Below are 14,797 nucleotides of genomic sequence, written 5' to 3' on the forward strand. Positions count from 1 at the left end.
GGGTCACCGGGCCTGAGCGGCCGCAATCTGTTGCATGTCGTCGCGGATGCGGCCGAGGTCGTTCATCCCGCTCGCGCCGCGCCGGCCGAGATGGTCCTGCACCGCGCCAAGGCAGGCCGCCCGCCGGGCGCCGCGGCTCTCGTGTTCGTCGCGAACCGATCCGATCTGTGCGGCCAGAAGGGTCTGCGAGAACTCGGCCGAGAGCCCCTCGATCAGGTTGCCGTAGTCGACGCTTTCGCGGGCGATGACCGCCTCGAGATCGCGCAGCTTGCCGTCGGCTTCGGCGCGGGCCTCGGCCACCTCCTGGCCCAGCTGGTCGTCGCCACTGGCCTCCGCCTCGGCGGCCATCCCGTCGTAGCTCGGCAGGAGGGCCGCGATGGCGAGCGCATTCAGGTAACGCTGCACGATCTGGTCGCAGGTCAGGACGGCCGAGCCGAGGATCAGCCGGATTGACCGATCGCGCTGGGCGTTCGTCTCGGCGCGGGCCGACCGGATCGTCTCGGCGATCACGGCGAAGCGGCTGCGGGCGCCGGGTTCGGCCGCCTCGCGCGACAGCCGGTCCAGCAGCGCAAGCACCTCGGTTTCCGAGGCGGCGGACTCGAGGGCCGGGTCGGCACGGGAAAGCTCCTCCAGCGCCTCGGCGACGGCACGGGCCTGTTCGGCCGAGGTGATCGACAGCGCCGAAAGCACCAGCCGCCCCCCGGTGTAGTCCTCGCGCGTGACATCCTTCGAGCGGGTGTCGAAGGGCGAGACCTCGAAGCGCGTGGCGCTGGTGATCTGGTCGATGGGGGTGCGGGCATCGCCGCCCCGCTTGATGTAGCCGCCCGCCTGGCCATGCAGCCGGCCGTGTCGCACCATCGCGAAGGGCGTCAGCACGAATTCCGACACGTTGCCGAGCATGTCGTGAAGACCCAGCGGGTTCGAAGCAAGGGTGCCGATCGCCTGCACCTTCCCGCCAGCGCTGTCGGTTCCGCCATGGGCGATGTATTCCGACGGGACGTGGCCCTCGGGGATGGGCGGCAGGGCGCCCCGGAACAGCGCGGGATCCACCGCAAGGCCACCCCGCGCGGCAAATTCCCACTCCTCCTCGGTGGGCAGCCGAAGATAGGCCCCCGTCTGACCGGCCGCCGGCAGGCTGTCCGGCGCATTGCGCATCAGCCAGACGGTCCAAGCCTCGGCGAATGCCTCAAGCTCGGTCCGGGTGACGCCGGCCTTGGGCAGGAAGTCGCGCCGCCGCGGCTTCTCGCCCGTGCAGGGCTCTGTCACGGCGCGATACTGCGCCTCGGCGATCTCGTATTTCCCGATGTAGAACAGCCCCTTGCCGCCGCCTTTCGCGGTATCCTCCAACCCCCCCGAGACGTAGGAGCGCCTCAGGCCGTCCAGATAGGGCTGCGCATCCCCTTCCTGCCCCAGGATCACCGGGACGTCGCCGATGGCCCCTTCGGCGTTCGGGGTGGCCACGGGGCGGAACACCATGCCGCCGCCGCAGGGCATCGGCAGCACGAGGTCCCCTGCGGCAGGCTGCGGGTTCCAGTATTTCTCGTCCCAGGTGATGATGCCCTCGGCCCCTGCCCCAAGCGGCGCAAGCGCCATGAAGCCGGCGAGAAGGGCCGCGCGTCCTGTCGTCCTATCCATGTCTGAGCACCTCTTCGCCCGGAATCCTTGCCACGGCCGCCATGGCCCAGCCGGATGCCGTGACCGCCGTCGCACCGACCAGCGCCGCGGCCGCCGCCACCTGCCCCGCTCGGAGGCTGGCCACCGGCCCGTCGCCGACGCCGGCCAGGGTTGCGTTGATCAGTGCGAGGCCCGGCAGCACGATGGCCAGCGACACGCAGAGGCCCGCCACCGCCAGAACGAGGCTCTGGATCAGCGGGATCGCGGCCCGTCCCGCCGGCGACAGCCCGAGCATCCGCAGGAGGCTGAGCGCCAGCCGCTGCCGCTCGACCATGCCGCGCAGATTGGCGCTCATCGCGGCCCAGAACCCTGCCACGGCAAGCACCGCGATCGCCATGTAGAGCCGGTCCGCCGCCTCCCGGACGCGCAGAAGAAGGGCGGCGTTCTCGGCCTTGGGGCGGACCGTGATCCCCCGCTCGGCCAGCGCATCGGCCAGCGGGGCGAGATCGGCCAGAGTCCGGGCATAGAGCCTGAAGCTGGCATGGGACAGGGGCGGCGCGGCGGGGTCCAGCCAGCGGTCCGGCGTGATGGCGGGGTCGTCGCGGAAGCGCTCGATGGCCAGCATGTCGGCGAGGGAAAGGAAGATGGCGGGGCGTCCGTAGCGCTCCGCCGGCACGAGGCCGGCCACGGTGAACCGGCCGCGCGCGGTCTGGTCCGACCCTTCGGTCCGACGGCCGATCACCAGCCGGACCGCCGATCCCGCATTGGCCCCAAGGGCGCGCGCCAGGGGCGTGCTGAGCCAGACCTGCCCGGAAATGGGGGCGGTTCCCGGGATCAGCGGGTCGCCGGGGCCCGAGACGACAAGCGGAACAGCGCGCTCGATCCCGTGACGGGCGGAAGCCTGTGCGGCGCCGGTGGGAAGTTCCACCGCCACGGCGTCGGCCATGGCGTTGATCGAGCGCGTCGCCGGCAGCACGAAGCCCACCTCGGGGCGGCTTTCGAGCCACCGGAAGAAATCGGCATCATGCGCCCCCGCACCCACGGCCACGAGTTCGCGGTTGGCGGGATCGTCGACCAGCCGATCCACGGTGCGGTCCACCGCACCGGTCTTCAGCGCCAGCAGGATCAGCATCGGGGCCAGGACCCCCACCAGCGCCGCGATGAAACATGCCGCGGCGATCCAGTCATGCCGCAACTCGCGCAGCGCAAGGAACAGGGCCACCGGCATCACGCGGCCTCCGGGGCGGGAGCCGAGAAGATCGAGCGCACCAGCACGCCCGATCTCTCGATCCGGTGGCGGACGCGGCGGCAGTCGGCAAAGGCACCGCGGGACGCCTGGTGGCTCGCAAGCAGCACGGCCGAACCGGCACGCGCCGCGAGATGCAGGACCAGCTCCTCCACCGCCCGGACATTGGCGGGATCCAGCGCCGACACCGGCTCGTCCAGCAGCAGAAGCCGCGGCCGTGCGAGGATGGCCCGCGCAAGGGCGACCCGCTGGCGCTGTCCGACCGACAGCTGCGCCGGGAGCCTGTCCAGCAGATCGGTCAACCCCAGCGCCCCCACGACCTCGCGCGCCCAGCCGGGCGACACCGCAAGACCGGCGATGCGTGCCGGCAGGCCGATGTTGTCGCGGGCGGTGAGGTAGGCCACCAGGGCATGGGTCTGAAGCACGAATCCGATCAGCGCGGCCCCCGCCTCCGGTTGCTGCAACATGTCCTGGCCGGACAGACAGTGGCGGAGGCCCGGATGCGCCTCGGCCGCGATCACGCCGGCGACCAGGCCGAGAGCCGTGCTCTTGCCGGTGCCGCTCGGGGAATCGAGCACCAGCACCTCGCCCGCGGACAGTTGCAGCTCCTCGACGCTTACCATGAACCCGGCCCCGAGACGCGCCGACAGCCCGAGGATGTCGGCTGCACGCGGCAGCGGCGCAAGGCTTGCATCGAATGCGGGTGAGGTGTCCCGACGGGTGGCGGCAGCGGCGATCATGGACCGGCCCGCAGCCGGATCTCGACCGCCCCCCCGAGGGTCAGCACCGTCGCCTCTCCGATCTGGCGCGGCTGGCGCGGGGCCAACGGCTTGCCGTCGACCGTCGTGCCGTTGGTCGATCCAAGGTCCGTGGCCATCAGCCTCCGCCCCTCGAGCGACAGGCGAAGATGCTCCCGGCTGACGCGCGGGTTGTCGATGTCGACCGGAACCCCGCGGCCCCGCCCGATCACCACGCCGGCGCGCAGGCTGTCGCGTCCGATGCGCCGCGAAAAGCTGGTGTCGCCCGTCCGGATCGTCAGGGTCAGCGCCACGCGTCCCTCGGCCGAGGGCAGTCTGTCCCCGCCGCTCCGCCCGCTTGCGGCAATGGCTATCACCGCGAGGACAGTCAGCAGCGCCGCAGGGATGCCGCCAACGATGGCCCAGAACCGGATGTCGCCGTTCCCCGGGCCGGCCGGCACGGCAGGCGGAGGGACGGCAGGCGGGGGCACGGCCGGCCTTGCCGGCGCGCCGGCCCCGGCTTCCGGGTCGCAGGCGCCACTGGCAGCGGCAACCGACAGCCCGGCCTCGTCGAGGAAGTCCGCAATGGTGCGGGCGGACGATGCCAGGTAGATGCCCGACACGCCTTTCGCAGTGGCTGTGTTCAGGCCGATCACGCGGCCGCACCGGTCGAGCAGCGGCCCGCCCGAGTTGCCGGGACTGAGCGGGGCAGTGTGCTGAACGATCTCGATCCGCGCAGGGCCGTTGTTCCAGGAGCCCTGCAGCACCCGGCTTACGTTGCCGCCGGTCAGCGTCGTCTCGAAGGCGGCAATGTTCATCTCCTCGCCCATGACGGCGTCGGCCGCACCGGGAAAGCCGATGGCAACGACCGGCTCGCCCTTCCGCAGCGTCCGCATGTCAAGCGCGAGCGGCGGCGGCGGCGCGGCCGTGACCTTCTTGGGGTCGAGTTGCAGGACGGCGAGGTCAGCCTCGCGCGAGGCGGCCAGCACCGAGCCGCGGTAGATCGAGATGGTGTCGCTGGTCTTGAACACCACCCCGATGTCCCGGCCGCGCTCGATGACGTGGTTGTTGGTCAGGTAGAGCAGCGAGCCGCTGCCGCCCGAGGAGATCACCACCCCCGCCCCTGTCACGTAGCCGCCGGGAGCGTCGACGAAGACACGCCCGACGGAGCGATCCGTCAGCGGCGCAATGTCCGAGAAGTCCTGAGCCGCGGCGGCGGCTGCAAGGACGAGTGCCAGAAGAAGGGTCAGGAGGTTCGGCATCAGTTGGGGATCCAGCCGGGCTGACGGGACAGGATGCCATAGGCCACCGCAGCGGCCGCGATCAGCAGCATGAGGATCACCATGACGATGGGCTGGCGGTTCACCGCCCTGCTCGGGCCGCGCCGCGAGACCGATGCGACGGAGACGGACGGGCGCTCCGCCGGTCGCTCGCTTCGGCGGGACGCGACGGACGTCGGCCGCGCAAGCTCGACGCCGGCCATGTAGGCGAACTGGCGGACGGCCTGCGGCCGGTCCAGCGGCCAGAGCGTGCAGCCCGCATCGATGGCGGTGACGAGCGCGGGGGAGTAGCTGGCGCGGATGCCCCGGTTCGCCACCAGCGCCGCCAGCGGCACGAAGGGATCGGCGCCCCCGGCGGCAATGGCTGCCGCGCGGTCCTGGGCATTGGGCGGCAGGCGCTGCGAGGCCATCTCGTAGAGCATGACGGCCAGCGAGTAGATGTCGCTCCACGGGCCCTCGTCGAGCCGCTGCGGCGCGCGGATCTGGCCGCGGGGGAAAAGCTCCGGCGGGGCGTAGTTCTTGGTGAACATCGCCAGCGAGCCGCGCTGGCCGGACGGACGTGCGGCCCCGAAATCGATCAGGATCGGCTGCTGGTCCTGCCGGGCGATCATCACGTTCGCGGGCTTCACGTCCCGGTGCACGAGCCCGGTGGAATGCACGGTCTCCAGCGCGATGCAGATGGGCCCGAGGAAGCTGCGCAGAAGCCCCTCGGGAATGAAGCCCGTCCGCTGGATCATCGGGGCGACGAGGCGGCTGAGCGGCTCGCCCTCGATGAAATCCATGGCGCAGTAGGCAGTTCCGAACTTCTCGAAGGCGCCGCGCACGCGGACGAGGCCGGCCTGCTGGGGAAGCGCCTTCAGGATGTTCGCCTCGGCGATGAAGGCGGCAAGTCCCTCCTGATACACCCGCTCGGCCTTGGGAAGCGGGCGGACGAAGCCATTCACGTCCCGGTGCGCGATGTCGCAGGGGAAATATTCCTTCAACGCGACAGCCGCGCCGGATTCGAGCGCGGTGGCGCGGTAGGTGATACCGAAGCCGCCGCGGCCGATCTGGTCCACGATCGCATGACCCCCGATGCGGGTGCCGTTGGGAAGGCGCGGCTCGAGCATCATGTCCTGTCCGGCGCCGCTTTCTCCGGCTCGGGGACGCGCGCAGGTGCGGGCGCGGGCTGAGGCGCGGCAGCCGCCGGCGGTCGCGCCCGCGGCGTCACCGTTGCGGGCGGCGCGACCGTCTTCGGCTTGACCGCTCCCGGCGGATCGGCCGGTTTGGGCGTGACCGGCTGGTCCTCGGCGGGGACGGGGATGTCGCGCATTTCCGTTCGGGACGTCGTGCCTGCCGCCTCGGCGGCAGGCTCCGGTTCGGCCGCAGGGCCACCCAGCGCGGCATAGATCGCAAGGCCCGCCAGCACGAGCGCGGAACCGAGGCCGGCCGCAGCCAGCGGCAGGCGCCAGCCCGAAAGGTTCAGCGCGCCGGGCCGCCCCGCGCGCGTGCCCGGGTGACGGTAGACGATGACCGAGGTATTGTCCTGCGACGGGTGGCCCTTGCGCTCGACCGCGGCCAGCAGGGCCTCGGTCACGGCCCGCGCGCCGCCGCGCATCCGGTCGTTGAGGATCTCCACAAGCTCGGCCTCGGGCAGTGCATCCAGACCGTCCGTCGCGATCACGACCGCATCGCCGGGTTCGAGCGCCAGCGAGTTCACATCCACCAGGGTCAGGGGATTGCCGGTCAGCGCCGAACGCAGCACGTTGCGGCGGGGATGGCCCGCGGCCTCGGCCCGGGTCATCCGGCCCGCCTCGACGAGGCCCATCAGCTCGCCGAAGATCGAATGGTCGGCATTCACCCGCCGCAGCACGCCGCGACGCAGCAGGTAGATCGCGCTGTCGCCCACGCTGACCCAGACGAGCCGATCCGCCAGCTTGATCGCCGCGATCAGCGTGCAGCCCATGCCCCGCAGGCTGGGATCGCGCGACAGCGCCGCGCGGATCGCCTCGTTTGCGGCCTCGAGCGCATCCTGAAGCCGGTCGGCTGGGCGCGGCGCCCGCGCCACCTGGGTGAAGTGGTGGGCAAAGGCCCGCAGGGCCAGACCGCTCGCCACCTCTCCGCCGGCGTGGCCCCCCATCCCGTCGGCGAGAAGCATCAGGACGTCGGAGCGCGGGTCCTTCTCGTTCTGAAAGATGATGTCGAGCGAGTCCTCCTGGGTCTCGCGCCGGCCGATGATCTGCTGGCCATGGACGAACGTCATCGCCTGTCACGCCTCGGGCGGAGCGATGTCGCCCCAGTCGAAATCCTCGTTGCAGAAGGCGACGAAGCGGACGGTGGTCTTCTTGCTCAGCTCCAGCGTCGAATGGCTGGGCAGCGGCAGCGTGGCGGTGACGACCTGCCCGTTCAGGCGGGTGATGTTCTTCCCGCTGCCCGGAACGACGAGGAACGAGCGGCTGACGTCGTCATAGACGATGCGCAGGTGGTCGTCGCCCGAGATCGTCATGTCGCCGAAGGGCAGCGCCACCCGGCAGGTGCTTTCGCGCCCGACGATGTTCATGCCCGCCCCGATGTTCACGCAGCGGCCGAGGCCCGGGCCCTTGACGACCACCAGCCAGCCCACGACGGGGTCCAGCTCCTCCTCGAAGGGGATCGCCTCGACGATCTCGATCCGGGTCCGGTCATCGGCCACCTGGACCATGCGCGTCGCGTCCAGCATGGCCGTGGGCGCCGCCGTCACGCCCAGCAGGCCGGTCTCGTTCGGGCCGAGGTCGGTGAAGTCGCGGCCGCGCGCCGGGCTGTCCTCGGCCTCGAAAATCCACTTGGTCTTGTCGCTTGCCATCTCAATCCCTCCTGATGGTGTGGCTCAGAGCGCCACGAGCCGGAGCTTGATCTGGCCGAAGCCGATCTGGTCGCCGTTCTTCACCTTGGTGCCTTCCTTGATGCGGCGGCCGTTCACGAAGGTGCCGTTGAGGCTGCCCATGTCGCTGAGCAGCAGCCCGCCGCCGGTCTGTTTCAGTTCGGCATGCAGCCGCGAGATGCTGTCGTCGGAGATGGCAACCGCATTGGTCGCCGCGCGTCCGATCGTTGCCATGGGCGAGGGCACGGCGAGACGCTCGCGCGTATCCTCGCGGACCAGCGTGGCCATGGCGCGCACCGGCGCAGCCGCATGCAACGGAGCCGCAGCCCGCGCCGAAGCCCCGAGGTCCAGATCGTCGTCGTCGCCAAGCGGAAGCTCGTCCTCCTCGCCCGGCCCGCCGCGACGCAGGAAGACGATGAGCCCTGCCAGAAGCAGGAGAACCAGCACCAGACCTCCGGCGCCGCCCAGCACCCAGAGCCGCGGATAGCCAAGGATCAGCGCGTCCGGCTCCTTCGCAGGCGCGGGTTCGGCGGCGGCGGCGGCTTCCTGCGGGGCGAACCGCACGCGGTGGGTAACCGTCTCGGTGCCCCCCGGCGCGCCGATCTTCGGCGCCTCCGTCTCCACCACAACATCGGCCGCCTCGGGCTTGCCTTCCGGCACGATGAGCCCCGACTGGAACAGCGCCCCGCCGTAGCGCGTGGCGAAGTCGTCGACCGCGGCAACCGCCGCCGTGCGGTTTCTCAGCATCACCGTCCCCGTCAGGCCGAAGCCGGGCGTGGTGATGCGGGTGTCCAGGTAGTCCTTGGCCCGGCCGATCTCGGCGCTGCCGCTGCCGCGCCAGAAGAAGCCGAGCGACGACACGGCAATGCGCGCATCGATCGCGCGTTCATGCACGTGATCGTCGAACAGCCCCTCTTCCTCGCCATCCGTCACCACGATGATGTTGCGGAAGAGCACGTCCTGCCGCTCGGCGAGAATCTTGATCGCGTCGAGCAGGTTCAGCGCGATGTGGGTGTTGACGCCCCCCGACTTCAATCCGTCGACCGCGTCGATCGCGCGCTGGCGCACCTCGGTGAACGGGGCGAGCGGCTGAAGCGTTCCGCTTTCGTCGAAGGTGTAGACGGCAACCAGCTCCTGGGGCGGAAGGCTGCCGATCAGCCGCGCCACAAGGTCCTTCTCGAACGCGAGGAACGGCTTGCGCGACCCGCCGGGCCCGGGGGTGCGATCGACAAGCAGCATTGTCGCCGAGGGATGGACCGCACGAGGAAAACGGCTGTCGGAAGCGCCGATGAAGGAGAACCCCGACCCCGACCCGCGCATGTCACCGCGACTGTGCAGCGGCGGAATCCGCAGCGTGCAGCTGTCCGACGGAGCGGGCGCGGCCGGCTTGCAGTCCACCACGGCAAGTCCGGTCGCAGGGGACCGGGTCTCGCTCGCGGTCTGGGCCTGAAGGTGCGGCGCCACGGAGAGGGACAGGCCAAGGCCCAGCACGAGCGTGCTGGCGGGCCGAAGAAGTCGCCGAAACAGGGGTGGGGTCACGGGGAATCTCCCGGTCAGTTCGAAAGCGCGCGGATCGAGGCGCGAATGCGGGCGACCTCGCTCTGCAGCACGGCCGGATCGCTGCCGCCCGACGCGTCATTCTGGATCGCCGCAAGCTGGCTTTCGTAGCCACCGAGCTTGCCGAGGCGAACGGGATCCTCGCCGACCTTCACGCGGGCCGCCGCTACCTCGCGCTGAGCCGCCGCGATCTGCTGGCGCAGGCTGGCAATGGTTTGCCGGTTGCCCGCCGCCTCGCTTCGCATCGAGGAGATGTTCCCCTCCATCTGCTGGTTCGAGCGGATGATGGCGGCCACCTCTGCATCCTTCCGCACGATCTGGCGGTCGTATTCGCCCGAGTTGAGGTTGGCGATATTGTCGAACAGGTGGGCGGTTGCCGGATCGGTAGACCCGCTGCAGCCGGCAAGGGCGGCACAGCAGATCATCAGGCGGACGGGGGACGGAACGGAAGGCATGCGACGCTCTCGAACGGCAGGGTGAACGCGGGCCGGCGGCATGCCGGCCCGTCGCGGGGTCACTTCGTCGGGATGAGCGAGACGGTGCTGCGCAGGCTTGCGAGCCGCTTCTCGGTGCTCGATGCGGCCGAGGTCAGCGTGGACAGCGACCGGCCGTCCTGACGCTCGAGCGAGGCAAGCTCCAGGCGTTCCTTGCGGACGTTCTGCTCGGCCGTCTGCAGACCGTTCGACACGGCGGTCCGGTTGGAGTTGATGGCGCGAAGGCGCGAATTGTACTGGCTCTGCGAGATCTGGTCGGCATCCACCTGACGGCGAAGCGAGGCGATCTCGGCGTTCTGGGACTTCAGGACGGAATAGAGGTCCGACTGCATCGAGCCGAGGGTCGCGTTGATCCCCTTGAGGCGCGCAAGCACTTCGTCACGCTTGACGAGTTCGCTGTTCTTCTCGGCGGCCTGCCGGCCGACGGCATGCCCACCGGCCGCTCCGACGACGCCACCGGCGACGGCACCCTTGGCGCAATCATCGCCATTTCCGCCCAACATGAGGGCGAGCGCGCATCCGGCAACTGCACCGACGACCGCGCCTTCGACTGTATTGCGAACGACGATGTCGCGCGATTGCTGGCTGAGGGATTTCACCTTGCGCTCGAGCGCAATTTCGCTTGCATTCTTGCCACTGGCCGAAATTGTGCCGCCGGCCACGGACGGAGATTTCGTGGTATGGGTTGCCGTTTCAGTCGTGCAGGCACTGGTCGTCAGAAGCGCGCCCAAAATGGCCGCGGTCAAGAAACTGCTCTTCAATGTCGCCACCGTTCAAAAAGTTGCGAGCGGAATTTCCCGCCGAACCGAATTGATTCGCAAGAAGGAGTTTGACTCAATTGGATGGTTAGCCAGAATGTCGCAGGCTGAACTTGGCAATTCCTGACAGTCGGGAACCCCAAACTCTCGATTGGAAACTATTGGCCGCCCAAGTGCCCGCGGCGCAATGCAGGGGCGGACGAACCGAAAAATCCCTTCCAACTTTCCTTGGGAGCGGCGCGGATCAATCCAGAGTGGATATAGTTAACAGAATGCTGGTCATCTTGTCCATTTTCCGGCGCCGCGGCGTCATCTCTCGCTCTAAATCGTTCACGCATTTCCGGATTATCAACCAATGATTGCTTTTGCGCGCGGACCTTCGATCAACTCGGTCAGATTGAGGACCCGGCGCTTGCACCGAACAGCCAGGCAGATGATACGGATCGATTGCGGCAATTCGCGACGACCCGTTCCGGAAGGGATTGACAAGGTCGCGCCGGCCCGGTGCATTCGACACCATTGCACCCGAAATTGCCTTGCGAGTAAATCGATGTATCAGAAATTCAGACATCTGGCCGCCGTTGCGGCCGTTGCGGTGATCGGCTGGTCCGCCCCGGCCTCGGCCGATCTTCTTCGCTCCGACGACTATTCCGGCGCGGAACTGAGGTTCCTTCAGGCCGCCCTCGCCATTCAGGGCTTCTACGAGGGAATGCTGGACGGGAAGTGGGGAAAGGGAAGCGAGGCCGCTCTGGAAAGCTATCTCCAATACGACGGGATGATGCATTACCAGACAGAGGGCGTGGCGCGCCTGGCAGGTGGTGCGCTGCGGATGTTCCGCGACGAGGGCTGGCAAACCCGCCATCTCGGCGATCTCGACATGTCGCTGTTCTACCCGTCCTCTTCGATGCAACCACAAGTGCTGCGGCACGGAACGCAGGCCTACGCGCATCGCTCGCGGCCGTTCTGGGTCTTCTTCGAACTGCAGGACGACCGGGCACGGACCGATCTTCACGAGGCGTTCGAATTCGGCAGGCACACCTACCGCCCTGACTACATCGTGCGAAAGCGCGATCTCCTGATCACCTCGGCGTGGGTTCCCGACCACCTTCTCCTGCCCCGCGGCACCGGCGGCGAGCTGCTCGTCTACATCCGGTCCGAGCGCAGGGGCAGCCACTGGGCGACGGTGGGGATCGCCTCGCGCGAGGCGGAGCGGGCGATGCTGTCGCTCGCGGCGGGCAGCATGGGGGACGGAGGGCCGATCGAGCTGCCGGCCGCCGGAAAGCTCGCCACCCTCTTGCGGGCCTACGGAACGGCACCTTGAACCGCCGGCATGGCGCTGGCCGCGCGAAGCTGTCGGGGCGGGGGGCCGGCGGATCTGCCGCCTCCTGCCGCTGGCGCACCGAGACGCGACCAACCCGCCCGGGAGCGCATCCACCGAGCGCGACAGGCTCTCGGCCGTCTCAGCTTTCGGGCTGGACGGTCATGACGACGGTATCCAGCGGCCGCGTATCGTCTTGTGGCGCGGCACCGGCGTGTCAGCTTTCGGGCCGGATGGTCACGACGACGCGCCGATTGGCCGCCCGGCCGGACGCGGCCTCATTCGAGGCCACGGGCTCGCCGGAACCGCGGCCGAAGGTCCTGATCCGCTGCGCCGGGGTGCCGGTCTCGACCAGGATCCGGCCCACGGCAGCCGCGCGTTCCTCGCTCAGCTGCTGGTTGGCCTCGGCACTGCCCGCGGTGTCGGTGTGCCCGGTCACGATGGCGATGGTCCCGGGATGGTCCTGCAGGCTGCGCGACAGCGACACCACCGCGGGGCGGAAGTCCGGGCGCAGGACCGCGGAGCCGACGTCGAAGGTGACGCTCTCGGGCAGGGTGACGACCAGCTCCCGGCCGGTGTTCACCACCGACGCCTCCGAGCCGAGGGCGGCGCGAAGCTCGCGCGCCTGATCGTCGAGGGAGCTTCCGAGGATCCCCGATGCCGCGCCGATGATCGATCCAAGGACGGAAGGGGAGCGCTCGTCGCCGATCGCCTGCCCCGCCGCCCCGCCGGTCAGGCCCCCGACCACCGCCCCGTCCCCGCCCGCCTTTCCGCTGCCATAGGGCTCCGCACATCCGGCGAGAAGCAGGGCTGCGGCGACGACGGTCACGGCACGGGTCTTCAGGATCATGATCGGCTCTCTCTGTCCGACGGGACCCTAGCAGACGGCAGGACGCGGCGCCACTGGCCCATCCGGCGCAGGCCGCACCACCCCCTCCGGCGGAAGGCCTGCCCCCGCGTTCCACAAGGCCGCTTGCTGGATCAGCCGGCCCTTGTTACGGTTCGTGCGTCGGCGGGACGGGCCGCCGGTCGTCGGCATATTGACGGTATATCATGCAGATCAGACTGCGATTCCTGTGCACCGCCGTGATGGTCGCCGCAATGGCGCTGACGGGATGCAGCCGGCCCCCGGATCTGGTCGGGATCGACAATCCCGAGGTGCCCGCGGCCTCGGTTCCGGATGTCAGCCGGCACCGGATGTTCATCATGACGACGCGCCAGGCGACCGAGGTGGTCGGCGCGTTCTTCTCCGCCCGCCGTGCGCCGGAACTCGGCCTCGCCTCGGTGGACGTGACGGTTCCGCCGAACCATGTGACCGGCCAGCTCGAGCGGGCGAAACGCCTGCCACCCGACCCGCGCAAGGAATTCGCGGTGATCGATCCCGCGATCTACAGCACCGATGCGGCCTTCATCGCCGCGGTCGACCGGGAACTGTCGCGCCGGCCGCCGGGCCAGCGCCGGCTGCTGCTGTTCATCCACGGCTACAACAACACGACAAGCGATGCGATCCTGCGCCTGACGCAGTTCGTCGAGGATACGGGCTTCCAGGGAGTGCCGGTGCTGTTCTCCTGGGCCTCTGCCGCCCGGACGCCGCGCTATGTCTACGACCTCAACAGTGCGCTGGTCGCGCGCGTGAAGCTGAAGGAACTGGCAAGCATCCTTGGCCGCACCAAGGCCGACGGCATGGACATCTTCGCGCATTCCATGGGCACCTTCCTGACCATGGAGGGACTGGTGGACGCGCAGCAGGCGGGCACGCTGAACCGCCGCGGCAGGATCGACAGCATCATGCTGGCATCGCCGGACATCGACATCGACCTGTTCCGGACGCAGGTGGGGCTGCTGCCCCCGGCGATCCTCCGGAAGATGTATCTGCTGGTCTCGAGGGACGATAGCGCCTTGCGGTTCTCGCGCATCATTGCCGGAGGGGTGCCGCGCGTCGGCGCGGCCGATGCGGCCGAACTCGAGCAGCTGGGGGTGACGGTCATCGACCTGTCCAAGATCGACGACTCAAGCTCCGGCAGCCATTCGAAATTCGCGGGCTCGCCGGAGGTCGTGCAGCTGATCGGGGCCGGGCTGAACGCTGCCGGGCGGTTCGGCGATGCCGAGTCGCCGGCGCTGCACGAACTGATCGCCGGCGCGCCGATCCGGATCCTCGGAAACTGACGCCGCTCGTGCAGGAGCGTCCTCCCATTTCCGCGCGTCGCGGATGCGCCGCGGCACGCCGACCGCGCCGGGGAGCTGACAGGTCATCGGAGCCGGTTGGCCGCTGCCCGGCCCGCGGCTATGTTTTCAGGTGCAAGGGTTCGAGGGACACAGGAATGGTGCAGCATCACGGGCATCTCGGAGCAGTCTATGGCGCCGGCGGACCGCAGGAGGTTGCCGCGCTCTACGACCGCTGGGCGGAGACCTATGAGACCGAGATGGCGCGGGCGGGCTATCGCCATCCGGCGATCGGCGTCGCCCTGCTGGCGCGCCACCTGCCGCGGGGCGCGCGGCCGGTGCTGGACGCCGGCGCGGGCACCGGCCTGCTGGGAGAGTGGCTGGGCATCATGGGATATCCCGAGGTCGAGGCGCTCGACATCTCGGCCGGCATGCTCGAGGTCGCCCGGGCCAAGGGGATCTATTCCCGCCTGCACAACCTGCCGCTGGGCGGCAGCCTGCCCTTCCGCAGCGGCGCCTATGCCGGCGTGATCTCGACCGGGGTGTTCACCACGGGCCACGTGGGCGCCGAGGCCCTGCCCGAACTGCTGCGCATCTGCCGGCCGGGAGGGGTGATCGTGCTGACGGTCAAGGAATCGCTCTGGCAGGGCGGCTTTGCCGTCAGCCTCGAGGCGATCGTGGCCTCGGGCCGGGCCGGGCTGGCCGAGATGACCGAGCCCTACGTGTCGATGCCCGGCGAGCCCGGCACGACACCCAGCCGCGCCGTGGCGCTGCGCCTGACGCCCTGACGG

The 14,797-nt window shown here is 69.6% G+C and carries 15 protein-coding genes; 4 read left to right on the forward strand and 11 right to left on the reverse strand.

From position 1 onward, the window contains the following. Positions 1-3 precede the first annotated feature (3 nt). The 10 genes from CK951_RS13270 to CK951_RS13315 are packed head-to-tail and all read right to left on the reverse strand — an operon-like array spanning position 4 to position 10,513. Positions 4-1,635: an SUMF1/EgtB/PvdO family nonheme iron enzyme gene (locus CK951_RS13270; protein ID WP_232520624.1), complete on the reverse strand. Its 1,632-nt coding sequence runs from the start codon at positions 1,633-1,635 to the stop codon at positions 4-6. Next, the gene (locus CK951_RS13275; protein WP_096786603.1) at positions 1,628-2,842 is read right to left on the reverse strand and encodes an ABC transporter; all 1,215 of its coding nucleotides are present in this window, start codon (positions 2,840-2,842) and stop codon (positions 1,628-1,630) included. Before CK951_RS13275 ends, CK951_RS13270 begins: the two co-directional genes overlap by 8 nt. Continuing rightward, complete coding sequence (locus CK951_RS13280; protein ID WP_096786604.1) at positions 2,842-3,600, reverse strand: ATP-binding cassette domain-containing protein; 759 nt, start codon at positions 3,598-3,600, stop codon at positions 2,842-2,844. Before CK951_RS13280 ends, CK951_RS13275 begins: the two co-directional genes overlap by 1 nt. Next, positions 3,597-4,859: a trypsin-like peptidase domain-containing protein gene (locus CK951_RS13285; protein WP_096786605.1), complete on the reverse strand. Its 1,263-nt coding sequence runs from the start codon at positions 4,857-4,859 to the stop codon at positions 3,597-3,599. Before CK951_RS13285 ends, CK951_RS13280 begins: the two co-directional genes overlap by 4 nt. Then, positions 4,859-5,989 (reverse strand): serine/threonine-protein kinase, encoded by a 1,131-nt coding sequence (locus CK951_RS13290; protein ID WP_232520625.1) that lies wholly within the window; start codon positions 5,987-5,989, stop codon positions 4,859-4,861. The genes CK951_RS13285 and CK951_RS13290 overlap by 1 nt, the downstream gene beginning before the upstream one ends. Then, positions 5,986-7,119 carry a PP2C family serine/threonine-protein phosphatase gene (locus tag CK951_RS13295; RefSeq protein WP_096786607.1) on the reverse strand — a complete coding sequence of 378 codons (1,134 nt, stop codon included), beginning with the start codon at positions 7,117-7,119 and terminating at the stop codon, positions 5,986-5,988. Before CK951_RS13295 ends, CK951_RS13290 begins: the two co-directional genes overlap by 4 nt. A gap of 6 nt (positions 7,120-7,125) precedes the next feature. Then, positions 7,126-7,698: an FHA domain-containing protein gene (locus CK951_RS13300; protein ID WP_096786608.1), complete on the reverse strand. Its 573-nt coding sequence runs from the start codon at positions 7,696-7,698 to the stop codon at positions 7,126-7,128. A 24-nt stretch (positions 7,699-7,722) separates the two neighbouring features. Further along, positions 7,723-9,255 carry an FHA domain-containing protein gene (locus CK951_RS13305; RefSeq protein ID WP_232520626.1) on the reverse strand — a complete coding sequence of 511 codons (1,533 nt, stop codon included), beginning with the start codon at positions 9,253-9,255 and terminating at the stop codon, positions 7,723-7,725. Positions 9,256-9,269: 14 nt separating this feature from the next. Next, positions 9,270-9,728, reverse strand: a complete 459-nt coding sequence (locus tag CK951_RS13310) for a hypothetical protein (protein WP_096786609.1) — start codon at positions 9,726-9,728, stop codon at positions 9,270-9,272. A 59-nt stretch (positions 9,729-9,787) separates the two neighbouring features. Next, a complete protein-coding gene (locus tag CK951_RS13315) occupies positions 9,788-10,513 on the reverse strand; it encodes a hypothetical protein (protein WP_232520627.1) in 726 nt (241 codons plus the stop codon). Between CK951_RS13315 and CK951_RS21410 the strand changes: the two genes are divergently transcribed. Further along, the gene (locus CK951_RS21410) at positions 10,500-10,652 is read left to right on the forward strand and encodes a hypothetical protein (RefSeq protein ID WP_198402466.1); all 153 of its coding nucleotides are present in this window, start codon (positions 10,500-10,502) and stop codon (positions 10,650-10,652) included. The genes CK951_RS13315 and CK951_RS21410 overlap by 14 nt on opposite strands. A 423-nt stretch (positions 10,653-11,075) precedes the next feature. After that, positions 11,076-11,846 (forward strand): peptidoglycan-binding domain-containing protein, encoded by a 771-nt coding sequence (locus CK951_RS13320; protein WP_096786611.1) that lies wholly within the window; start codon positions 11,076-11,078, stop codon positions 11,844-11,846. A 214-nt stretch (positions 11,847-12,060) separates the two neighbouring features. Here the strand turns inward: CK951_RS13320 and CK951_RS13325 are convergent, their stop codons facing one another. Then, a complete protein-coding gene (locus tag CK951_RS13325; protein WP_096786612.1) occupies positions 12,061-12,693 on the reverse strand; it encodes an OmpA family protein in 633 nt (210 codons plus the stop codon). Positions 12,694-12,896: 203 nt separating this feature from the next. Between CK951_RS13325 and CK951_RS13330 the strand changes: the two genes are divergently transcribed. Together CK951_RS13330 and CK951_RS13335 are read left to right on the forward strand one after the other, a co-directional pair. Beyond that, positions 12,897-14,009 (forward strand): alpha/beta hydrolase, encoded by a 1,113-nt coding sequence (locus CK951_RS13330; protein WP_198402352.1) that lies wholly within the window; start codon positions 12,897-12,899, stop codon positions 14,007-14,009. Positions 14,010-14,164: 155 nt separating this feature from the next. After that, positions 14,165-14,794 carry a class I SAM-dependent methyltransferase gene (locus tag CK951_RS13335; RefSeq protein ID WP_096786613.1) on the forward strand — a complete coding sequence of 210 codons (630 nt, stop codon included), beginning with the start codon at positions 14,165-14,167 and terminating at the stop codon, positions 14,792-14,794. Positions 14,795-14,797: the final 3 nt, after the last annotated feature.

Source organism: Rhodobacter sp. CZR27, from assembly GCF_002407205.1.
Lineage (GTDB): Bacteria > Pseudomonadota > Alphaproteobacteria > Rhodobacterales > Rhodobacteraceae > Cereibacter_A.